We start from the raw sequence: 21,742 nt of genomic DNA, 5'->3' as shown, positions 1-21,742 counted from the left end.
ATGATCATCACGCTAGGCGGACAGCCCGGTTCAGGAAAGACCTCTGTAGCTAAGGAGATCTCCTCAAAGTACGGATTTGTGATCATATCTGCCGGTGAACAGTTCAGGAAACTGGCCCAGGAGAAAGGCATGAGCCTCGAGGAGTTCGGCGCGCTGGCTGAAAAGGACCCTTCCATAGACCTCGCGATCGACCAGAGGCAAAAAGAGCTGTCTGTCAAATATCCCGATACACTTGTCGAAGGAAGGCTTGCCGGACGCACTATCAACGCAGACCTGAAGATATGGCTCAAGACTCCCCTTGAGATACGTTCGGAGCGAATAGCTAAACGGGAGAACATCTCTTACGACCAGGCATATGATGAGACCCGTGTAAGGGAGATCTGCGAACTCACTCGCTATAGGAATTATTATGAGATCGACCTCACTGACCTTACGCACTATGACCTGATCATAGACACCAAGAAATGGGACGCAAAAGGTGTCACGAAAATAATCGCCAAAGCTATCGAAGAGCTGAAATCAAAATGAAACTACCCGGTGAGACTAAACGAGAAATGCTGGTACGGAGCGACGATAAGGCCCAGGGCTACGGAAAGGACCCGTATTCCCGTACCGTGAAGGAACTTCTCGAAAAAGGCGTTATTAATCTAGATAAGCCTCCGGGGCCCACGAGCCATGAGGTGGCAGCCTGGGTCAAGGATATACTGCACATCAAAAGAGCAGGCCATAGCGGCACGCTCGATCCGCACGTCACCGGAGTGCTGCCTATGATGCTGGGCGATGCGACGCGGCTTGTCTCAACGTTATTATTATCGGGTAAAGAATATGTGTGCGTCATGAGGCTTCATGCCGATATACCCCCGTCAAAACTTAAGTCCGTAATGGGCGAGTTCGAGGGCGTCATTTATCAGCGCCCGCCGCTTGTCAGCGCAGTAAAAAGGCAGGTTAGAAAACGCACTATTTATTATCTGGAACTGTTAGAGATAGACGGAAGGGACGTTTTGTTCAGGGTCGGCTGCGAGGCCGGCACATACATTAGAAAACTGTGCCACGACATAGGCGAAGCGCTGGGTCCCGGTGCGCATATGTACGAGCTCAGAAGGACGAAATCCGGCCCGTTCTCAGAGGATGAGACCTTAGTGAATCTACATACGCTTAAGGACGCTTACGTCATCTATGAGGAAAGCGGCGATGATAAGCTCCTAAAAAAATACCTGTACCCTATGGAGTTCGGGTTAAGGCATCTTCCTAAGATCATCGTAAAGGATTCTGCAGTTGATGCGCTCGCGCGCGGCGCGCAGCTTCACGTGCAGGGCATAAGTCAGGTCTCAACGGGTATACAACCCGGTGATACGGTGGCAATATTCACACATATGGGTGAGGTCGTCTCCATCGGGAATTCCCGCATGTCGACCGAAGAATTAATGAAAAACGCTGAAGGCCAGGCAGTTGATACTGATAGCGTGATAATTCAGCCCGGTATATACCCATCGCAATGGAAGAAAAAATTTAAATGATAGAAGTGTTTATTAAGAGTGCAACATGCCGGGGTAGTCTAGTGGTAAGGCGCAAGCCTGGAAATTCCTTTATGAGGATGACCAGTGAGCTTGTGAGGGGCAACTCTCGCAAGGGTTCGAGTCCCTTCCCCGGCGCTTTCTATTTTATTATTCTTTTAGAAATCATTTTGCAACTCCGCAGGAGTTGCTACCGTTAAAAGTTTTTGAAAGGCCAGCGGAAAACTTTTTGAAAAAAGTTTTCCTGCGTCTAATAGTTATTCTTTTTCGTTGTTCGACTCTCGTTCTTTTTGTTTATCTTTAATTTATTCTTTCACGCGGTTCGACGCTCGTTCGCTCTCTTCGTTCGCTTCCCCGCTACTCCGGTTTTTCAGGTGCTTCGATGGCAGGGCCGGGCTTGCATACCGCATAACATTCGCTTCGCTCTGTTATGCTCGCAAGCCCTAAGCGACGCCGACTGAGGCGGCGTCCATTACCCTGCCATCTACGCACCCCTCGCTTTGCTCGGGCAGACCTGAAAAACCTCTGCCGAACGCGGCACCTTTAAAATAGAGACGATATGCAGTATAAAATGTGTTCAATATTGTCTTCCGGTCTTGAGCGATTCTAAAAACTCTTTCGATTTTTTTATGCAGGCTTTTATCATATCCGGATCTTGTTTATCTAACAGATTATATGCAAGGCCCATTCTGCCTGTTCTTTCAAGCCGCTTTCTATTTCTTTTTAGAAAATCCCAGTACAGGTAATTGAACGGGCAGGCATTTTCCTTTAGCTTTTCGTGGGGGGAATATTTACAGTCTTTGCAGTAGTCGCTCATCTTGTTGATGTAATTGGCAGAGGATGCGTAGGGTTTTGTTGCTATGATGCCACCGTCGGCGAACTGGGACATGCAGATAACGTTGGGGGTGACTACCCACTCGTATGCATCTTCATAGGTTTCCAGGAACCAGTCCGAGACCTCTTTTGGCATTATACCTGCGATAAGTGCAAAATTACCCAGTACCATGAGCCTGACTATGTGGTGAGTATAGCCCGTTTCTCTGACGGATCTTACCGCGTTGTAAAGACAGTTCATGTCTGTGAGGTTTTCATCCCAGTAAAATGACGGGAGGCTTCTTTTACAATTTAAGAAGTTGTAGCTCAGTATTTTCGAGGATGTCGCAATATACATTCCTGCCATGTACTCGCGCCATCCCATTATCTGCCTGACATAGCCTTCTGCGGAGTTTATCGGGACTTTTTTATCGTTGTATGCTTTTTCAGCCATCCTGACGCATTCTTCCGGGTGCAGCAGTCCTACGTTCATTAATATCGATGCCCTTGAATGGTACATCACCATGTTTCCGGACACCATCGCGTCCTCGTAAGGCCCGAACTTTTCAAGTTTATTATCGATGAAGTCTTTTATGTATCTTAGCGCGCCTTTTCTGTCCACGGGGACTTCAAGCGAGTTAAGCTTACCGAAATTGTCGGGGAATTTATCATTGATGTCATCTATGACCTTTTTTGTTGTTTTGTCATCCTTAAATCCGGGAGGTTCCTGATAGCTTAACTCCTTTTTTGGTTTTTCCCTGTTCTCTTTATCAAAGTTCCATTTACCGCCGGCCGGATCTTTACCGTCCATCAGTACTTTTCTCGTCTTTCTCATCGTGCGGTAAAAGTTTTCCATCAGCGGTGATCTTTGTTTGTTTAGCCAATCAACGAACTCATTTTCCGGGCATATGAACATGTCATTTTCAGTGACTTCGACGTCTATACTATTTATGTTACTCAAAGAATTAACGAATCCGGCACCTTCACGGTTAACTGGCTTCATCACGAACAGCTTTTCTATGTCATTTTCTTCGATATGTTCATTGATCGCAGAAGTGAAGTCATCCGCCCATTCATGATAGTCTACGTTAAAGCCTTCATCCTTAAGAACGTCCCGGAAATGCCTCATAGCAGAGATCACGAAGGCTAAGCGCCTTTTATGCCATTTTCCTGACGTGCATTTCTTTACGGATTCAACCATCAGTATGTTTTTTGTTCCGGATGATGCGATGGACGAGATGTCAGGTTTAAGCTGATCCCCGAGGACTAATACGCTATATCTTTCATTTTCCATAGGCGTATTAATCGTTGTAAAATATGTATAAAAACATTAAATGAAAATTTGTTAAAAATTAGAAGGCTTTTTTATTTATATTCTGGCCACGTTAGTCTCATAGTCCATCAGGAACTTCTGGACTGCCTGGATCTTATCGTCTATCTCATAGTTTGCTTCGCCTATAGCTGCCGTCGTGTGGGACCTCATTGTGCTGATCATGGAACATACCGGGATAAGGCTCAGGCGGATGAACATATATTGTTTTGTCTCCTCAATGTTTTCCGTTAGGTTCCTTGGCTCTTTTAATTCTGACAGCATCGTTTCCAGCGTTTCTTTAATATCCGTGGTCGTATCGTCTATCACCATTATCTCTCGCAGGTTACGCCTGTATATCGCTTTTGCAGAGAGACCGGACAGTTTCTTTAGATACATAATAGAATTTTCACTATCGAATTTAGTTAAAGCCTCGATTATTGCGAACTTTACTTCATAGACCTCTTTCTCGAACTCGAAGTAATCGTCAGAAAAGGTATATTGATCTGTCACACATTGTTGCTGGATAGTAATATCGAGTTTTTGAGGTCCTTCGTGTCCTTTTCGGACCCTGAAAATATTTGGTAAGCCGAACATTCAACCCTCTCTGATAGCTTACCCCCCAAATAATTCATATTATTATCCTTTAACGTATATCCTTATCGGTTAATGAATCGTATAATTAATAAAGAGTAATTATAATTTTAAAATACATTAAGTTTTTAATGCTTAAGCCTTATAAAATGTGTGCCGGTCCAATACCTATTTACTGGCTGGCAAGCATGATTTATAAACCTGTTTTATGCTAAGGTCGATACAAAGGTTTATATATCTTAATGCGTGAGGATATTTGTCGTTTGTTCATTCTATCGGTGTTTTAGATAGACAGTCTGTGCTGTGCCGGCTTGTTTCAAGACCGACACTACCGCACGCGGTATCTGAAGACGCACAACGATGAGAGAGAACAAAGGAGTTGAAACAAATGGCAGAAAAAGTAGAAAAGAAAGTCAAAGCAGCCGAACCGGCAGCCGAAGCCGCTCCCAAGAAGGGTGGCAAGAAGGCAGCCAAGCCTGTAGAGGCACCGGCAGAAGAGACCGCCCAGGCAAAGAAGGGCGGCGCAAAGGGCAAGAAGGCGGCAGTCGAAGAAAAGCCCAAAGACGAGATCAAGTACATCGTTCGTATCGCTAACGCCGACCTCGACGGTACCAGCACGGTACAGTACGCACTTACCGGCATACACGGTATCGGAATCAGGTGTTCCAAGATATTATCAAGAAAGGCTGAGGTAGACCCCAACGCTATTATGGGATACTTACCGCCCGAACAGGTCGAGAGGCTCAAGAACGTCGTAGAGAACTTCGAGGCTAACATACCTTTATGGATGCTCAACAGGCGCAGGGACGTATACACCGGTGAGGACAAACACCTTACAGGCATAGACCTGACAATGGGTATCAAGGAAGACATCAACCTCATGAAGAAGATGAGGTCCTACAAGGGATTAAGGCACGAACGCGGCCAGAAGGTGCGCGGCCAGAGGACCAAGTCCACCGGAAGGACCGGCGCGATCGTTGGAGTCGTAAGGAAGAAAGAAGCAGCAAAGAAATAGGCGGTAGGTGAGTCGAATGGGATACCCAGGTAAAGCTAAGAAATTATTTGATACGCCAAACCACCCGTGGCAGAAGGCAAGGATCGACGAAGAGACCGAGATTGTCAAGAAATACGGCCTCAGGAATAAGAAGGGTGTTTGGAAATTCCAGTCAGAGCTCAGGAAGTACAGGTCAAACGCAAGGTCACTTCTTGGTGTAATGAGCACGGGCATGGCAGGCGAGGAATCGCACTATGCGCGCGAAGCAAAGCAGATTCTCGGTAAGCTTCAGAGCTACGGCATATTAAAGGATGACGCAAAGCTTGAAGACATTCTTGCACTCAGGATAGACGACTTACTCGAGAGAAGACTTCAGACCCTTGTTTACAGGAAGGGCTTAGCCAACTCCATGAAGCAGGCAAGGCAGTTCATTGTACACGGTCACATCGCTGTCAACGGAAGAAAGATCAACGTTCCGAGCTACATGGTCCTTAAGACCGAGGAAGAGAGCATCGGATACTACATCGGTTCCCCGGTAACCAGGGAATCCATCGCAAAGAAGCCGGCACCGGTAGCGGCCAAGCCTGGCAAGGCACCGGTAAAGGCCGGGGCCGAAGAAGCACCCAAGGGGGAATAATTAGATGGCAGAGCAGATGAAATGGGCAGTAGCTCACATTTTCTCATCTTTTAACAACACCATCATAACCGTTACTGACCTTACCGGCGCCGAGACGCTGGCAAAGACGTCCGGTGGGATGGTAGTTAAGCAGGACCGTAACGAGAGCTCGCCATATGCTGCCATGCAGATGGCCGCAAATGTTGCCGAGCAGATCAAGGCGAAGGGCATTCAGGGCGTACACATCAAGGTAAGGGCACCCGGAGGAAACCTCCAGAGGAGCCCGGGTCCGGGAGCCCAGGCCGCGATCAGGTCACTCGCACGTGCAGGATTAAGAATAGGCAGGATAGAGGATGTAACCCCCATTCCGCACGACGGCACCAGAGCCCCGGGCGGAAAGAGAGGTAGGCGCGTATAAATGAAAGTGGATATCATAGAGCTCGGAGAACGCAAAGCCAAATTCGTGATTACCGGTGTCACACCGGCATTTGCGAATGGCTTAAGGCGCGCCATGGTATCAGATGTGCCAAAGATGGCCGTCGACTACGTGGACATCTATGACCATACGTCAGTGTTGTTCGACGAGATGCTGGCACTCAGGCTCGGACTCATTCCACTTAAGACTAACCTCGATCAATACGTGCTCAAGGAAGAATGTGAATGCAAAGGCGAAGGGTGTGCCCTTTGCCAGGTCTCTTTCACATTATCTGCTGAGGGCCCCTGCATGGTACACTCCGGTGACATGAAATCATCAGACCCGGAAACTGTGCCCGCGGACGATAACATACCTATCGTGGAACTAAAAGAGGGCCAGAAGATAGTCCTTACGGCAGTTGCAAGGCTTGGATATGGCGATGAACACGCCAAGTTCCAGCCTGTCTGCGCTGCAGGATATAAGAACGTCCCAATAATCTCTGTCTCGGACAGGTGCGACCTGTGCGGAACATGCGTCGATGCATGCCCGAGAGAGATCTACAGTATGGAGAAGAATAAGCTAGTGGTCGGAGACATGTACAAGTGCTCCCTTTGTAAGCTTTGTGTCGAAGCTTGCGATACCGGTGCAATAGACGTGTCGACCGATAACACATCGTTCATATATACTGTGGAGACGGACGGCTCTTTCACTGCAAAGGACATGATCCTCAGGGCAGCACAATCGATCAAGGACCGGTCTGATAAGCTCGGCGAGTTCCTCGAATACTTCTAAATTCAATTTATGTATGGCGCTGAAAGGCGCCAACAAATCTTTTTTAGTTCTGCTTCGATTTTTGGAAGTTTTTTATTATGCCTTTCGTATGGCATGTATACACTAACTTCACAGAAACACAAAACCACAATTTTTTAGGATTTAATGTCTCTAAGACACAAAAATATACTCACGAAACCACTAATGCTCTAGCAGCACTGTAAACGCTCAAACATCTCAAACGCTCAATTCAATGCTCAAAGTGCACAGAACAACTAACTCTAAAACAATGTTCGAACCTCCCTAAAGCACGAAAGTTTAAACCACGGTTTGTGTTGCACCTTGTTGATCATCATTATATCGGTATTTTTCAGTCGATCTATACGTCAACCGCGCTATTAAACTTTAGTGGCTTGGAAGGGTTCGGGTCTTCTTTTAGCGTTAGTGAATTAGCGATTATAGTGCGTTAAGTCGAGCGTTTGGTCCGTTTGAGCGTTGACGGTGATGGTAGAACCTTAGTGATTTGGCGAGTAAACCCTTAGGGCTTTCGTGCCCTTAAGATCAAAAAATTTGTGTTTCTGTGTTTTCTTGAAATTTGTGTTTACCTGCCATCCGAAAGGAACAACTCTAAAAACATCCTCATAAAAAAGCCGAAGACCCTCTATTTTTATCCCGCTTATTTCTTCACTATCAATGCTTGTCTTTTGTGTAGTTTTCCATCATTCCTTTGTATAAATTTATATTAATTAGCTTATTTTTTATTAATGTGATCGCTTTATGGGTTTCGTGGAAGACGTGGTAAATAAGTTCCTTGAAAAGGGAAAAGTCGAGCCTGAAGAGCCTCAGAAAAAAATGGCTGAAAAGAAAGAAGAGCCGTCAGCTATAGAAAAAGCAGTCAAGGGCTTTATGGAAAAGGGGAAGGTTGAGCCTGAAGAGGCTAAGAAGAAAGAAGCCAAAGCAGGAGAATCGCTTAAAGCCGCTCAAGTGACTGTCCCTGCGCCGTTAAGGTCTTACAGGCATGGTATAATGTTCGAGCATTCTCAGGATGATCCGGCTAACGTATGGTTTAACGAAAAAGAGCATGCTGTGTTCATCGACGATTCCGACGCCTTCGTAGAGCATGGCGGCAAGATCATAACTACCGGTATACCGGGCAAGTGGGACCCGTATATCTATAAAGTATACAGCGTCTACGGTCCCGAAGAAAAAGTCAGGTATTATAAGCCCGAAAATACCCTGGCCACCATATCTGCAAAGCCTATCGGCAAGCTGGAAGAAAAGCCTGTTGACGAGAGATACAAATACAAGGTCATAGCCGCATTCCAGCGCATGACTGGCAAGGAGGTCTATGGCAGCCAGTATAACGAGATCATCCTTCCGGAACTTGAAAAACGCAAAATGTCGACGGATGAATTAATAGAAAAATATGGAAAGCCGGGAGATTGATCTTTTATTTTATTTATCCTTAGATTGTCCTATGGTAATTTATCCTGATATGCACGTATATCGGGCAATATCTCAAACCAATAATAGACATTTCAAACAGTATTCGACAAATAACTTTATAAACCATGAATGTCATTATTATCTCCGCTCACCGTGCTTCTAAGCGATGCACGACGCCTGGAAACCGCTTTTCAAATGCGGGGGTAATCAAGCCAGGCCAAAGGTGCGGGACTTAAGATCCCGTCTCGAAGGAGTTCAAGGGTTCGAATCCCTTCCCCCGCACTTACTAAAAATCTAGCATCCAATGATTTTAACTTCAATGTCTTTATCCAGCCCGGATACTATGTCGTGGGCAGCCCCGATAAAAAGTATGCCTGTTTCCCCTTCTTTTAACGTACTGTTTATAGTGTTCGCTATATGCTCATCCCTTCCTATCATCAGTCTGCTCTTTATTTTTTCATAGCTTTCCAGGGCCTCAAATTTCTTTTCCGGGGTCGGGGCCATCAGGACCTCTTTTATCTTTTGATACTCTTCCCTTAGGAGCTGGATATTTTCGGTAGCCATGACAGTGGCTCCTTTGTCCATTAAATTTTTTACTATCATGTAGTTTCTACTGCCTTTTTTGGCAAGATCGTTGACAACTTCTATTCCGATGTCCCCTCCGCATGGAAGGCCGTCCTGGTATATTTTGGTCTTCTCGTGGTCCAGGTCTAAATTATCGATCTCCTTTTCTTTCTCTTCCCAGAAGATCTCTATCCTTCTCTGGTGTTCTTCCCATTTTTCCACACCGACCTTTGCCACCTCCTCCTTGATTATGCTATCTTTCAGCGAGCCCATATCCACCAGTGTGTGAATGACCTTGACCAGGAACAGCTTTCTCATCCTAAAACATCCGATAAATGCAATATGCCGATGATGTGCTTGAATTGCCCGTATCGATCGACACGTAAGTATCTTTTATTATATCAATAGAATATCACAGTATAAGTTTAAAATATGTGGTCTTATAAATCCAGCATGTGCCGTTTATAATGGCCTTATCATAAAGTATCTGTTCGCGTCAATATAATTTCGGGCATTATCTCATGCCTTTGACAATTATAAGATCAGCAATTTCACGCCGGGAAATATTTACTTTCAAACAGGTTTTACTTTATCGATTTATATGGCCGTTATTAAACTTTGATAATATGACAAGCATAAGGATATGGCTTGATATCGACACGTTCAAGCTTTACGTTAAGTTAAATGACCGTATGGATAACCGCAGTTTTCATGAGAAGTTCCTGCAGCCTATAAAAGCGCTGGGATTTAAGTTCGATCCGTCCCATGTAGCTCACATGATGGAGCTAAAGTCGCCACAGGAACTCAACTTTCTTATCAGGCAGCTCGAATCTAACTTCAAGGTCAGTTCGCTTGAGAAAAACGAGATAATGTACACTCTCGGGCTAAAAGACGGCTGATCTTCAGTCTATCCATTTTATTATTACGTCCTCTTTTCTGGGAGGCGCTTTCTTTTCATTCTCGACCGGATAGCCAAAGATGAGCGGCGCTATCAGGCGGTACCCCTCAGCGATGCCTAATTCATTCCTCACTTCCATGTCTTTATCTAAGAATGAGGCGAGGCCGATCCAGCAACTCCCTATGTCCAGAGACCTGGCGGCCAGCATCATGTTCTCCGCGGCAAGGGCGCAATCGTATTCCGGGGTATATGATCCGGGATCGGCAAAGACCAGTACCAGCACAGGAGCATTATAAAAAATGTCAAATCCGGGGTCTTTCATTTTTCGGGCAAGCTCCATCTCTTCGGGCAATGATGGGGCTTTTACGTTTTCAAGCCATCTGTTCTTTGCTATGGCCGAATATTTTTTTATGAGCGCCTTGTTCTTTATGACCGCGAACCTCCACGGCTGCCTGTTCATACCGCTGGGTGCGTATGTGGCCACTTTTATCAGCCCTTTTATGATGTCGTCAGGGATATCCCTCTCCTTATACTCTCTGACCGATCTTCTCATGTAGATGTTTAAAAACACGTCATTCAAGAACATCCCTCATTTATGATTATGCCTCTGTCGTATTTAAGTTTGGTAACGAGGAAGGCGGAATAACGGTCATCGATCGCGGTGGACGGGGCATTTGCGCTATTTCCGTTAAAGATAAGACAAACCGCTTTTATCCTGTATAATTATCTCTTATGCATGTTAGTCACGCCGAAGAAAAAGAGGCGTTGTATACAGAAGACGCCGGACGGAGATGTAGAAGAGATATGTACCGCCATGGAGGGTTCCCGGCCTCGCGGCGAGGAGACAGAGGAGCAGCTCCGTATGAAGGGCGTCGATTGATGCGCCTGTTATAGGTAGAGTATCATACCGGCACATTATCCGCATACCGATGGCGTAGCAACCTTCAATTTTTTATATAATTATAACAAGATAATTTTTTGGGGAAGGATACGATGTCGGTATTATTCGATGCGCTATTGGTATTATTTATAATGACCCTTGGTATTGCCGCTATATCTTTTACAGTTTCGGCACATAAGCCGATATTCGAGGAAAAAGATACGACTGGCTATGGTGACGCCATAAGAATACCGGATCCCGAAATATCCTGGGCCATATACGGTTTTTTAGATCATTCAGGTGACGTCGACTATTATTATTTTGACGCAGAAGATGGGTTCAAGCTTTACACTAACCTGCTCGTTCCGAAAAATGACGTTTATGTAAACTTCCGCCCCAGTTATGCTGTAGTTGGTCCGGGCATAAGTTCAAGGCCCGAAGGACTGCCGTTTAGTATACCTGATGGCATGGGTGCCCTGGTCATAGATGATACGTCCGCTGAAAGAGACATCTTTTATGAGCCTTTTACAGCGACTACTTATTATCGCGGCCCTAAAAAATACACGAGTTTATCCGCCGCAGGCCGATATTATATAGTGGTTTTTGATAAGGGTAATGATCGCGGGGATTATGTTCTTGCCGTGGGTGAAAAAGAAGTTTTTGGGATCGACGACATTCCCGGCGTGATATCGGCCATATTAAAGATACGCTCAGGCGGTGTCGACCACAGCCAGCAAATGGCAGGCGGAAAATGAATCAAATAATAAAATTTTAATTTTTATTGTTATATTTCATTATTTTATAAAAAATCTTACTTTATACAAATCAATAATTTAACAATAAGGTCAAAGCTATGCTATTTTTCATTTTTTATATAATTATATACCAGCAACCATTTAAACGATTATCACATAAATACTTAATTAAGAGTGCATTATTCCTGCACTATGAGGAGTTACTATGGTATACAAAGAATTCGAGAAATTTCATAAAAGGATGGGCTTCGTACCTCAGCTCCTGGAACTTGTTAAGGATACAGACCCTGAGATGTTCGAGGTAATATCCCAAATGGACGATCACATCCTGAAAGAAGGAGCTATCTCGGCCAAGAACAAGCGTCTCATAGCGATGGCGATCACAGCCGCGCTGCAGTGTGATAAGTGCGTCGATACTCATGCAAGGGCGGCATTATATCTTGGCGCCACGAAAGAAGAGATAATGGAGGCTTTATTCGTATCGCTGCTTACGGCAGGTGCGCCGAGCATCGCGTCCGCAAAGAATACAATAAGGTTCCTGCGCGGCGAAATGGACCCGCTGGAATTTGCAGGCGAGTAAGACCGTTTCGAACCCTGGAAAACTTAAAGGGTTCGAAATCCAATTTTTTATTGTGATCCGATGGTCTTCCCCAGAGAAATACTTAACATGCTTAAGTGGAAGGAGGGGGAAGATATCAGGGACGCTGAGATATATTATGTCCACAGGGGCGCTCCCGGCGACTCGAAGACAGTGTCGGGCAGTGAGATCGTCTCTCTGGAAAAATTTTGTTTTGAGCTTGATACCGGCTCATGTATCCCTTACCACAGAGTATACAAGATCATATACAGGGGAAAACCGATCTTCGAGCGATATAAGTGATATGTTAGTCTTTCTATATCCTGGGACATAATTCTTCAATTTCAAAGGCTAACGATCGTACATGGTTTTTCTATCACGAAGGGCTCTAAGGGCTCGAAGGTATACTAATTTTGTTACCCACTAAGCGCACTAAGGCGAATAAGGTACACAAAAATTTTTTAAATGTTTGCTAACCTTCTAAAAAAGTCATTTATGTTCCTTTTTCGCCTTTGTGCGCTTTGTGGTGAAAAATTGGTATGCCTTGGTGGTATATGTCAATCTTGTCTTTTTTAATAATTTTAGTCATTAATGACTCAATAATCAATTTAAACGATTATTGCTGTACAAGTATGGATCACCTGTTCTTTTCTGATATCATTTAAGGGCACATAAATCCTGTTTTGTACATTGTGTATCTCAACCTTATGGTACAATATTATTAGCTTCATGGCGGCAAATCTAAAGACCGTACGATCTATGGGAACAGCATTTATAAAAACAGCCATTTTATTGTTATTTTTGCGATTAAACCCTTCTTATCAAATTAATGCGTTAATAAATGATTAATAAAGTTGTTTTCGTTAGAATCAATAATAATATATTTATTATTAATTGTTTTAGTTACTCATGACATTGAGGGGGTGTTGTATGAGTAAGGTGAGTAAGGCATTTGTACTGGTTCTTGCCGCGATAGTGGTGCAAACAATGATCATGACTACGACTGCAGCTTTTGCATTCAGTTTTCCCATAGGGACGTTCATAGGGGGGCCCGGGATGTGGTCAGCTCCGGGGCCTACGACGTTTGACACGCTAGTGCGCAGCACTAACGTGGTCGACTCAGGTTTTGCTGCTGACGCGGCCGTTAACGCATATTCGCCGTATGGCTACGGACCGTGGGGATTACCGTTCTGTGGCGCGCCGTTCGGCCCTGCCGGGTTTTCTAACGCGGCAAATACCGGATGCGGCACATCCGCGCTTTGCGACAACGTTTTCGCTACAAGCTTTACTAATGCCGGAGTACCGGTGGTACCCGGTCTTATAGGCAGTTCCTTCGCCGGGCAGATACCGGCGTTCTCTCTCAGTTTCTTCTGAGCTGAGGGAGGCTGAAGGATAGTATCCGGGGTTAAACCCCGGCTGCCTAATGTTTTTATCCTATAAAAGCACTATTAGTTTTAACTGCATAAGCTGTTTTTTAAAGCTGTACATTTTGTACATACAATCATGTTGTACTAATTTATATACTCATGAGTATACTATATGGTTGAGCGGTAAACTTAGGGTGCTGGATAATCTAGCTATATACCCCCCACACTATAATATGCTGCACCCTAAGTTGAAACCTCTACGAAATATTTTTTCCTTTTAGTTATGTTTTTTTAAAAATATTTTAGCTATTATAGTAATATTTATATACTATAAGTGTGCATTTGTAATTAGAATTTAGAGTAAGGGCCGGGATGTCAGATGGATGCTATAAGAACAACGGTATATTCACAAACCCTCAATATTTTAATGTCATTGAGTTATGGTCCGACAGAGCTGGATCAGTTATCAAATAGATGTATAATGTCATCGGACTTGTTACAAAAGGTCCTCGGGGAACTGTCGAGCTCGGGACTTATATGTAATATCTCCGATAGTTATGAATTAACTGACAGGGGCACAAAACTGGCAATATGCCTTCTGGGCACATACGGTAAGTTATGCGGAGACTCTGCCGAGCAAAAGAGGTTAATAGCCGCATTGAACGGCCGTCTGGCAAATCACATATCTGCGTGATGTTTTTTAATCACTTTTGTTTAGATCCGGTCGTGAACTGAACATCCATCTTTCAATGCATTGCGAGACTTCTTTGTAGTTCGCTGTCAAGCTGAAGTATCCAGTATTTTGCTAACGCCGCTCCTTTCTTATCTCCGATCTCCTCGGCGGTCAACAGCGCTTTTTCATATTGTGCTATGGCATTTTTAAGGTCGCCCATCTTCCTGTATGTGTATCCCATATTGTTATAGAGAATGCGCATGCCGAATTTATCCGGTATCTCCGCGGCGTATTTTAGTGCTTCCTTAAAGAGCTCCAGTGCTTCTTCGTGCCTGCCCATATTGTTATATACGCTGGCCAGGTTGTTCAGGCATACTCTTTTTCCGTATTTGTCATTGATCCTTGTAGCGACCTCATATGCATCTTCCAGGAACCTTGCCGCATTTTTATGATCTCCCAGATTGCTGTGGGCTACACCCACGTTACAAAAACCTGTCTCTATCCACTCTTCGGATCCAAGTTCCAGAGCTGTCTTGAGCGCTCTCTGGTAGCACTCGAGCGCATTATCGAATTTACCCATCCTGCTATAAAGGTTACCAAAGCACGTCTCGATGGACATCTTCCAGTCTTTGTGCCTGGTGTGTTTCGCTTTGCTCATGGCTCTTTTAAAGAAGTTCTCAGCGCGGTCCAGCTCACCTGTTTCCAGGCATATTATGCCCTTGAACTTGTATACGTAGTATATATCGAGATTTTCCGTGAGAAGTGAATTATTAAAATTGTTCATCGCCTCTTTAGGATAGTTGTAAAGATACCATAACAAACCCTTGTAGAAGTGATAATACGGCTCGTTGCCGTCCATCTCCGCACGTTTTAGCTCGAGCCTGGCAATGTTCTCGGCGCCCTTAAAGTTCCCCAGCCTGCGCTGCAATTCTATCTCATCCATCATCTCTTTCAGGCGGCTCATAAAAAATGATTATTTTATTAATATTATAAATATGATTCCTTATTTATTCGAATTACGGGCTCTTTTGTTCGATTATGGCGCACAGGCCTTTTTGATGGCTCCTATTCTTGTGTCTTGCTGCTGTAATCATCTTCGATATTGATCAATGACCGTTTTACAATATCGGCACTGAAAGTCCCGGGTTAAGCACCTGTCAGATATAATGCTGTAAAAATGTACCGATCCAGGATGTTTTCGCTCATCAAGGCTGCTTATCGCTCCTCTAACCCTTGTAGTAACAGGTCATTAAAAAACAGATCATGAAAAAATCTGTGCGTGAATGTCCTTACCACATGGATATCTTGGCGGATACCACCTTATGGCGTTAAATATTGTACTATATTTTTTTACCTCAAAGCTCGAGGCAGATATTGTGTTTCATCATGCCGACGCTAAAGATCTATACTCAGCCTACATGCGGCTACTGTAACGACCTGAAAGAATACCTTAACAAGAACAATATCAAGTATGAGGAAAGGGACATCACCAAGGACCGTACCGCGTGGGATGAGCTTGTAAATAAATATAAGGTAAGGGCAACGCCTCTGATCGTCTACGGGGATAAGACAATAGTTGGCTTTAACGTCGATGAGCTTAAAAAAATGCTCAGCAGCGAAATGGCCCCTGCCCAGCAATAGGCCGTTACCGCCTTATTCCTCCATATGCCGGAAAATACCGGTTTACCGTACCGGATGGTATAGGTTTAGCCGGCCCGGTAAATACCTGTCCGTATCATTCTAATGATGCGTCACGGGAACAGCTTTCCTTCTGACGCTGTCGCTCCGGCATACTTACCAAGGTTTTCAGCGCATGTCTCATATGCCTTTTCTAGCTTATCGTTACTTATTCCGGGCACTCCGCATACTATGACCCGCATGCTCTTCGTGTCCGCTGTCACTTTTGTATCGTCAGAATCCCTGTAGGGGTATACTGCTATGATCTTCTTTGAATCGGTAATGATTATCTGGTTTGGCTTTAGGTCTATCGGGTCCTTCATTCCGATGCCCCGGAATTTTTCGCCTTCCAGGGCGAATCTCATCAACAACTCGCCTTCTATCATGTCATCGTCGAACGCCGCTATGGGCACGCTGCTCGATGCCGACGCCATATTATAGGCGTCGACGGCCGTATTTATCGCGGGTAGTTTTCCTCCCGAAAGTATCCTTCTTACGAGCGCCTCGGATGCCGGCCTGGTCTTGGTCGGGTCGACCCCGATACTCCAGAAAAAATCCCTGTACGCTCTGAAATCCGGGTCGTTCTTTACGTCCTCGATCGTATGCTTTGACCTTATGATACCACTGACTTCCTGTTTAAACGCCTCAAGGTCGGCGTCTTTGCTTTCCCTGACGTTGACTCCCGACATCCTCCCGACCATGACATGAAGGCCGGGAAACTTATCCGTGATCTCCCTGGTAAATCTCATGATGACACCTAAGACATCAAAAAATAACGGGGTAAAAAAATATAGCTTTTATTGCTGCGGAGCAGCTTTGTTTTCAAGTATGTTGAGTATGCTCTGCAGCGTCTCAGGGTTCGGGAATAATATCAGGAAGCCGTTTATATGGTTACTGTCATCCGAAAGTACCGTCTTGAACAATATGACGTCATCGGCCACCATGCTTATCTGTATGAGCGCAGGGTCTATTATTGAGTCGGCCATGTCGATGACGAAGTTAGGCGGCGAAGGCAGCACTATCAAGCCTAAAAATTCCGCTATCGCATCACAGAAGGATGACGCGAGAATATTGCCCACTTCCATTATCGCCGACTTGCTCAGATCATCCAGCTCTTTGGTGGTGCCGGCCGGCTGTCCCAGTAAAATATCCGCTATGTTAAACGCGCTGTCCTCGTCAAACAGGAGATACACATAGTTAGACGTCATCTCGTCGTTCTTCAATTCGAATAGGAGTCCTGCTACCCGCTGGTTATCCGACATGATGTGGGGGACGTTCTCTATCCTGTCGACCTCGATATGCGGCACGGACATGTTTATCGGCTTTCCTATGAGCTGCGAGAGCGACGTCGCAGAGTGGGACGCTCCTATGTTGCCCAATTCTCTTAACGCGTCCAGATAGAATTCCGATATACCGTTCTCGTCCTGCGCATCGTTTTTTGTCATTATGCTCTCATCTTCACTGCTCATTGGTTCACCCAGATCGATCTCTCTTAGCATCTCCTTCAAGTCCAGTAGTATCAATATCCTGTCAGGAAGCTTCCCCACGCCTTTCACAAATGCGTTATCATACGATGAGCTCAGTATCTTCGGAAGCGGCTCTATCATGCTTTCCTGTATATATTTTACCTCTGTCACGGAATCCACCGCGATCCCAAAAGAACCGGCACCGGTATCCGTGACCATGACTCTCATATCCTCATCTATCTCCCGCGGGGAGGCACCTATAAGTGCCCTCAGGCTCACTACGGGTGTGATCTTTCCTCTCAGGTTTATAACGCCCTCAACGTATTCCGGGGATTCGGGTATTCTCGCGATATTGTCTATCTTAATGATCTCCCTTACCTGGTTGATCTCCGCCCCGAACTCTTCGTCGTCTATCTTAAAGACTACAAACTGCCTCACGCCGGTGTTATTTTTATCTTTCATACGTTATCCTCGTCATATGCCTGTGGTCATCCCTCAGCCGGGAGACATCACGTAACTAATGAAATATGTCGTGAGGGCTTATACTAAGCCTTTTTGAACAAAAATCCTAATTACTAAATGTTAAGTGTCGAGGACTTTAACTGTCATCTCAAAAAACCATATCGGTCAATTTTATAAGGATATGCCCATCAATAAAAAAGTCCTTTGTGGTCCTTATTCGCCGTTGTGCGCTACCATGAAAAACTTTTTAATGGTCTCTGTAAAGACTTGCATGTAACATTCATTATGGGATCGATGTTCTGCCGTTGTGCCTGTCGGATGGCAGGCAGGCACGTAACCTCACAGAAACACAGAAACACAAATTTTTTTATATGATTTTTTAAGGTCACGAAAACCCAAAGGTTCACTCACCAAACCACAAATGCTCCAGTATCACCGTCAACGCGCTAAAGTCTCAAATGCACGGCTTAATGCTCGAAGTGCTCTAATTCACTAACGCTAAAACAAGACCCCGAACATTCTCCAAAAACACTAAATTTTAACTGCACGGTTGACGCTTACACGACAAATATATCCCTGCTATAGGTCAAGGGGAACACAAACCGGGATATTGAACTTTTGTGGTTTGGGGAATGTTCGTGTCTTGTTTTAGCGTTGGTGACTTAGAGCAGGTTGGTGCGTTGAGCCGAGCGTTAGAGGTGTTAGAGCGTTGACGGTGATACTTGAGCCCTTTGTGGTTTGGTGAGTAAATTCTTAGTGCTTTTTGCGCCCTTAAAAAATCATAAAAAAAATTTTGTGTTTCCGTGTTTTTGTGAGGTTACGTGTCTACCTGCCATCCGACAGGAACAACCATAAAAACTTCATCTCAAAGACCATTTAGTAAGAGACATTTTTAATTCTTAAAACTTGAGCAAGACCCCGCTCATCAAGGATTTCGTGGTAAGCAGTTTAGTGTTCCTTTGTAGTGATGGTCATCGGCCGCCAGTGTATACTTGTGATCTAAAATATGTTTTATATCTTACACTGTGGGATATCCTTTCGCTTTCCAGGCTCTCATTCCTCCGGCAACATTACTCATTTTCCCGAAGCCTTTCCCGGCCAGTATGCTGGCAGCTATGCTCCCCCTGTATCCGCTTCCGCATACTACTGCATAGTTCTCGTCCTTATCCAGCTTATCGAGGTTCTTCTCGATGCTCATGATCTGCAGGTGTATGGCATCTTTGATATGGCCTGAGTCCCACTCGGCGGGAGTTCTCACGTCGACGACCTTGAGCCCTCCTTTCTCCATAAGTTCCGTCTTAAGCATGTCGACCGTCAGCAGATCAAAACGTGACTCTTCCATACCTTTATCATGCCATGCTGTCATGCCTCCGCCAAGATAGCCTGCAATATTGTCCAGCCCCACGCGGATCAGCATTTTTACGACCTTATCAAGCTCCTCTTTTTGTTCTAAGACCAGCACTACGGGCTTATCATAAGGGATGAAATTACCTGCCCATGTTGAGAATGCGGGCGCTATGCCTATATTTATTGCTCCTTTAATGTGGCTTCCGGCGAAGGCGTCGATACTTCTCGTGTCTAGAACGACGGCGCCTGCGGCTATCAGCTCTTCCACTTCCCCCGGGCTGAGAGGCTTCTTTCCGGGCAGGGTGTCCAGCGGTTTAGGCCCTTCTCTATTCACCTCGGAAGTCCTGAAGAAATATGATGGTGCCTCCGGCATGTCTTCGAGGATAAAATGCTTGAACTCTTCAAATGATCCATGCATCATCGCCGGATTATTGCGTTTTTCATAGCCTATCGTTGACCATCGCTTCGAGCCGATATTCTTACCGCATAGCGAGCCGGCACCGTGGGCGGGATATATCTCCGCCCAGTCCGGCAATTTTCCCAGCTTATTGTAAAGGCTGTCATAAAGCGACCATGTCAGCTTATTCGCCATTTCTTCGCCGAACAGGTCAGGCCTTCCCACATCGCCGACGAACAGGGTATCTCCGGTGAAAACTATATAGGGATCGTCCGAGCGCTCTTTGTCGCTTACGATCAGGTTTATCATCTCCGGGGTGTGTCCCGGGGATTCTATTACTTTGATGTCCAGCGCCCCCATACTCACAACGTCTCCTTCTTTCAGCGGAACATGATCATACTTGACGTTTGCCGATGCCGGCGCATATATCTTTGCTCCCGTCTTTCTTGAAAGGTCTATGTGCCCGGAAACAAAATCAGCGTGCAGGTGTGTCTCGAAAATGTGGGCTATCTTAAATCCGTTCGTCTTTGCCGCCCGGAGATACTCGTCTATATCGCGCTCCGGGTCGATGATCGCGCATATGCCGTCCGTGCCGAGCATATATGATGATTGTCCGAGCCCTTCCACAAAAAATTGTTTTAGGAACATTACTCTTTCACCTTTAAGATATTTTATTTCTGAGGACTTCTTCCGTTTTCCGGATGGTTATAAGACTACCTGTCGATGTCAATATTGTTATATTGAATCATTTATTTATATAAAATGGTCTTCTAATGTTACCGGCAGGATCTATCATTTGATAAGTCAACCGTGATCGCCGGATGATCTTTTAATATCGATAACAGGCCATCAGACATAAATTTAGTATGATAGTAGGACATTTTTCAAAAAGAATAAAAATTGATCGGCCAGAGAACACATAACAGGTTTTGTTCCTCTGACAGAGCTCATACCTTATAAAAACGACTTACTCTTTGGGGAACTTGAAAATTTCTTTTTCGTTCCTTGCGAGCTCATTGTACTCCATGTGCTTTATCCCGACTTTCTTGACATTTGATTTCCAGATCTTTTCAGGTAACCATGAAGGTGAATTTGCCGGTCTTGGGACATTCTTTCTCTCTCCGATGAAGAAATGGAGCTTCTTGGTGCCCTTTTCCCTGAGAATGATCTTCTTGACGCCTCTTCCGGCGACCTTTAATGCTGCGTCCCTTGGCTGCGCTCCTGTAAAGGTACCGATCTCCTCACCCTTCTCATTTAACAGGCCATAGTTCTTCTTTTCTCTTGTCACCATTATTTTTACCTCCCTGTAGTACTTGGATGTACAACGTACTGGGTTAGATACAAAATCAATGTATATAAAACTTGTGAAGAACGAATGGATTATGGCAGGGCATTTTTTATATCCATGCACGTACATCAAGGCCATATAAATAAATTTTCGGACGAATTAACTTTCCTGCTAAAATCTGCGTCTGAGTATAAAACGAAAAATATGGGATAATATCATTATCCAGCCTGTATGGCCTTAATATTCATAATCCGGTAATTAAAAAAATTTATTTTAGGGACCTGGTAACGTTAACGACCTGGTCTCCCGTCTCGGTCAAGGAATATTTTTCATTGTCCTTTTTGATCATGTCCCTCTCGATCATCTCGTCCAGCATCTTCTCCAGCGAGATCCTCGGTATCCTGGTTACCTTGGCGAGATGGTCGGCCGTATCGCTTCCGTTCTTTTCCAGTACGTCGATTATCTGTTTCCTTTTTATGTTGCTGCTGACGTACCCTACCAGTTCTTCTATCATGATATCACCAGTACTAATATTCGTGTCATTGTCCAAAAAGTTTATTGCACATGGATAATTAATTAATCATTTTGGCGAACTAGTCTGGGTGACTCGGCGTTACCTGTAACTCGAAATCGTCGGTATGCGAGGGACGAAGCCTGAAGAAGGCGTTTCTATTGTATGGAGGCCTTATTTCTCGACTGTGAAGATCCGTCCTGCTGGGTTGGCGGTGTCAAGTCCTCATGCTGGAGAGCATGTGGCCTGGCTTAATTGCGGAAACCGGCACAGGCCCGGAAGGGAGCATGCTTACCGTGAACAACTAACGCTTGTGGGGTAGCGGATTGGAGGACAGGAGTAAGATAACTTCCATGTGGTAGAGCGTCGACCGATGGTGTGTTCGCCGCTTGATATTATATTCTTGAT

The 21,742-nt window shown here is 45.0% G+C and carries 26 protein-coding genes, 2 tRNA genes and 1 other RNA gene; 18 read left to right on the top strand and 11 right to left on the bottom strand.

Going from position 1 to position 21,742, the window contains the following annotated elements:
• The 3 genes from cmk (at position 1) to CUJ83_RS00555 (ending at position 1,652) form a co-directional block, all read left to right on the top strand.
• Positions 1–528, top strand: a complete 528-nt coding sequence (gene cmk / locus CUJ83_RS00565) for a (d)CMP kinase (RefSeq protein ID WP_230739348.1) — start codon at positions 1–3, stop codon at positions 526–528.
• Positions 525–1,517: an RNA-guided pseudouridylation complex pseudouridine synthase subunit Cbf5 gene (locus CUJ83_RS00560; protein WP_230739346.1), complete on the top strand. Its 993-nt coding sequence runs from the start codon at positions 525–527 to the stop codon at positions 1,515–1,517. The genes cmk and CUJ83_RS00560 overlap by 4 nt, the downstream gene beginning before the upstream one ends.
• A 27-nt stretch (positions 1,518–1,544) precedes the next feature.
• Positions 1,545–1,652, top strand: a tRNA-Ser gene (locus tag CUJ83_RS00555).
• A gap of 305 nt (positions 1,653–1,957) precedes the next feature.
• On the opposite strand, the gene CUJ83_RS00550 is transcribed toward CUJ83_RS00555, so the two are convergent.
• The 3 genes from CUJ83_RS00550 to CUJ83_RS00540 all read right to left on the bottom strand — a co-directional run bounded on the left by CUJ83_RS00550 (position 1,958) and on the right by CUJ83_RS00540 (position 4,233).
• Positions 1,958–2,095 (bottom strand): hypothetical protein, encoded by a 138-nt coding sequence (locus CUJ83_RS00550; RefSeq protein ID WP_230739344.1) that lies wholly within the window; start codon positions 2,093–2,095, stop codon positions 1,958–1,960.
• On the bottom strand, positions 2,092–3,621 hold the full coding sequence (locus CUJ83_RS00545) for a cryptochrome/photolyase family protein (RefSeq protein WP_230739337.1): 1,530 nt from the start codon (positions 3,619–3,621) through the stop codon (positions 2,092–2,094). The genes CUJ83_RS00550 and CUJ83_RS00545 overlap by 4 nt, the downstream gene beginning before the upstream one ends.
• A gap of 75 nt (positions 3,622–3,696) precedes the next feature.
• Positions 3,697–4,233, bottom strand: coding sequence for a hypothetical protein (locus tag CUJ83_RS00540; protein WP_230739335.1), 537 nt, complete (start codon positions 4,231–4,233; stop codon positions 3,697–3,699).
• Between the two features lie 385 nt (positions 4,234–4,618).
• Between CUJ83_RS00540 and CUJ83_RS00535 the strand changes: the two genes are divergently transcribed.
• From CUJ83_RS00535 to CUJ83_RS00510, 6 genes are all read left to right on the top strand, one after another.
• On the top strand, positions 4,619–5,245 hold the full coding sequence (locus CUJ83_RS00535; protein ID WP_230739333.1) for a 30S ribosomal protein S13: 627 nt from the start codon (positions 4,619–4,621) through the stop codon (positions 5,243–5,245).
• A gap of 16 nt (positions 5,246–5,261) precedes the next feature.
• The gene (locus CUJ83_RS00530; RefSeq protein ID WP_230739331.1) at positions 5,262–5,861 is read left to right on the top strand and encodes a 30S ribosomal protein S4; all 600 of its coding nucleotides are present in this window, start codon (positions 5,262–5,264) and stop codon (positions 5,859–5,861) included.
• Between the two features lie 4 nt (positions 5,862–5,865).
• Positions 5,866–6,258 carry a 30S ribosomal protein S11 gene (locus CUJ83_RS00525; protein WP_230739328.1) on the top strand — a complete coding sequence of 131 codons (393 nt, stop codon included), beginning with the start codon at positions 5,866–5,868 and terminating at the stop codon, positions 6,256–6,258.
• The gene (locus CUJ83_RS00520; protein ID WP_230739326.1) at positions 6,259–7,047 is read left to right on the top strand and encodes a DNA-directed RNA polymerase subunit D; all 789 of its coding nucleotides are present in this window, start codon (positions 6,259–6,261) and stop codon (positions 7,045–7,047) included. It abuts the gene before it with no gap.
• 756 nt (positions 7,048–7,803) lie between these two features.
• On the top strand, positions 7,804–8,472 hold the full coding sequence (locus tag CUJ83_RS00515; RefSeq protein WP_230739324.1) for a hypothetical protein: 669 nt from the start codon (positions 7,804–7,806) through the stop codon (positions 8,470–8,472).
• Between the two features lie 197 nt (positions 8,473–8,669).
• Positions 8,670–8,754, top strand: a tRNA-Leu gene (locus tag CUJ83_RS00510).
• Positions 8,755–8,766: 12 nt separating this feature from the next.
• Here the strand turns inward: CUJ83_RS00510 and CUJ83_RS00505 are convergent.
• Complete coding sequence (locus CUJ83_RS00505; RefSeq protein ID WP_230739322.1) at positions 8,767–9,354, bottom strand: hypothetical protein; 588 nt, start codon at positions 9,352–9,354, stop codon at positions 8,767–8,769.
• A gap of 308 nt (positions 9,355–9,662) precedes the next feature.
• On the opposite strand from CUJ83_RS00505, the gene CUJ83_RS00500 reads away from it, so the two are divergent.
• The gene (locus tag CUJ83_RS00500) at positions 9,663–9,935 is read left to right on the top strand and encodes a hypothetical protein (protein WP_230739320.1); all 273 of its coding nucleotides are present in this window, start codon (positions 9,663–9,665) and stop codon (positions 9,933–9,935) included.
• A 3-nt stretch (positions 9,936–9,938) separates the two neighbouring features.
• Here CUJ83_RS00500 and CUJ83_RS00495 read toward each other — a convergent pair whose 3' ends face one another.
• Positions 9,939–10,520, bottom strand: coding sequence for a nitroreductase (locus CUJ83_RS00495; protein ID WP_230739318.1), 582 nt, complete (start codon positions 10,518–10,520; stop codon positions 9,939–9,941).
• 75 nt (positions 10,521–10,595) lie between these two features.
• Here CUJ83_RS00495 and CUJ83_RS00490 point away from each other — a divergent pair, with 75 nt between their 5' ends.
• From CUJ83_RS00490 to CUJ83_RS00465, 6 genes are all read left to right on the top strand, one after another.
• On the top strand, positions 10,596–10,814 hold the full coding sequence (locus CUJ83_RS00490) for a hypothetical protein (RefSeq protein WP_230739317.1): 219 nt from the start codon (positions 10,596–10,598) through the stop codon (positions 10,812–10,814).
• 113 nt (positions 10,815–10,927) lie between these two features.
• Positions 10,928–11,569 carry a hypothetical protein gene (locus tag CUJ83_RS00485; protein ID WP_230739316.1) on the top strand — a complete coding sequence of 214 codons (642 nt, stop codon included), beginning with the start codon at positions 10,928–10,930 and terminating at the stop codon, positions 11,567–11,569.
• A 205-nt stretch (positions 11,570–11,774) separates the two neighbouring features.
• Positions 11,775–12,149 (top strand): carboxymuconolactone decarboxylase family protein, encoded by a 375-nt coding sequence (locus CUJ83_RS00480; RefSeq protein ID WP_230739315.1) that lies wholly within the window; start codon positions 11,775–11,777, stop codon positions 12,147–12,149.
• Between the two features lie 60 nt (positions 12,150–12,209).
• Positions 12,210–12,449 carry a DUF504 domain-containing protein gene (locus CUJ83_RS00475; protein ID WP_255668267.1) on the top strand — a complete coding sequence of 80 codons (240 nt, stop codon included), beginning with the start codon at positions 12,210–12,212 and terminating at the stop codon, positions 12,447–12,449.
• 627 nt (positions 12,450–13,076) lie between these two features.
• Positions 13,077–13,520, top strand: coding sequence for a hypothetical protein (locus CUJ83_RS00470; protein ID WP_230739312.1), 444 nt, complete (start codon positions 13,077–13,079; stop codon positions 13,518–13,520).
• A 420-nt stretch (positions 13,521–13,940) separates the two neighbouring features.
• Positions 13,941–14,207: a hypothetical protein gene (locus CUJ83_RS00465; protein ID WP_230739310.1), complete on the top strand. Its 267-nt coding sequence runs from the start codon at positions 13,941–13,943 to the stop codon at positions 14,205–14,207.
• Between the two features lie 52 nt (positions 14,208–14,259).
• On the opposite strand, the gene CUJ83_RS00460 is transcribed toward CUJ83_RS00465, so the two are convergent.
• Positions 14,260–15,150: a tetratricopeptide repeat protein gene (locus tag CUJ83_RS00460; protein ID WP_230739309.1), complete on the bottom strand. Its 891-nt coding sequence runs from the start codon at positions 15,148–15,150 to the stop codon at positions 14,260–14,262.
• Positions 15,151–15,572: 422 nt separating this feature from the next.
• Here CUJ83_RS00460 and CUJ83_RS00455 point away from each other — a divergent pair, with 422 nt between their 5' ends.
• The gene (locus CUJ83_RS00455; protein ID WP_230739307.1) at positions 15,573–15,827 is read left to right on the top strand and encodes a glutaredoxin family protein; all 255 of its coding nucleotides are present in this window, start codon (positions 15,573–15,575) and stop codon (positions 15,825–15,827) included.
• 110 nt (positions 15,828–15,937) lie between these two features.
• On the opposite strand, the gene CUJ83_RS00450 is transcribed toward CUJ83_RS00455, so the two are convergent.
• The 5 genes from CUJ83_RS00450 to CUJ83_RS00430 form a co-directional block, all read right to left on the bottom strand.
• Positions 15,938–16,612, bottom strand: a complete 675-nt coding sequence (locus tag CUJ83_RS00450) for a B3/B4 domain-containing protein (protein ID WP_230739305.1) — start codon at positions 16,610–16,612, stop codon at positions 15,938–15,940.
• A 48-nt stretch (positions 16,613–16,660) separates the two neighbouring features.
• Positions 16,661–17,791, bottom strand: coding sequence for a chemotaxis protein CheW (locus CUJ83_RS00445; protein WP_230739303.1), 1,131 nt, complete (start codon positions 17,789–17,791; stop codon positions 16,661–16,663).
• Positions 17,792–18,809: 1,018 nt separating this feature from the next.
• Positions 18,810–20,183, bottom strand: coding sequence for an MBL fold metallo-hydrolase (locus CUJ83_RS00440; protein WP_230739301.1), 1,374 nt, complete (start codon positions 20,181–20,183; stop codon positions 18,810–18,812).
• A 319-nt stretch (positions 20,184–20,502) separates the two neighbouring features.
• On the bottom strand, positions 20,503–20,826 hold the full coding sequence (locus tag CUJ83_RS00435; protein WP_230739299.1) for a non-histone chromosomal MC1 family protein: 324 nt from the start codon (positions 20,824–20,826) through the stop codon (positions 20,503–20,505).
• 265 nt (positions 20,827–21,091) lie between these two features.
• Entirely contained in the window at positions 21,092–21,337 is a 246-nt protein-coding gene (locus CUJ83_RS00430; protein WP_230739297.1) for a winged helix-turn-helix domain-containing protein, read from the bottom strand.
• A 72-nt stretch (positions 21,338–21,409) separates the two neighbouring features.
• On the opposite strand from CUJ83_RS00430, the gene ffs reads away from it, so the two are divergent.
• Positions 21,410–21,722: signal recognition particle sRNA (gene ffs, locus CUJ83_RS00425), an RNA gene on the top strand.
• Positions 21,723–21,742 lie beyond the last annotated feature (20 nt).

Source organism: Methanooceanicella nereidis, from assembly GCF_021023085.1.
GTDB classification, from domain to species: Archaea; Halobacteriota; Methanocellia; order Methanocellales; family Methanocellaceae; genus Methanooceanicella; species Methanooceanicella nereidis.
Note: the sequence above shows the minus strand (reverse complement) of the source record. Positions and strands in the feature narration are given on the sequence as shown.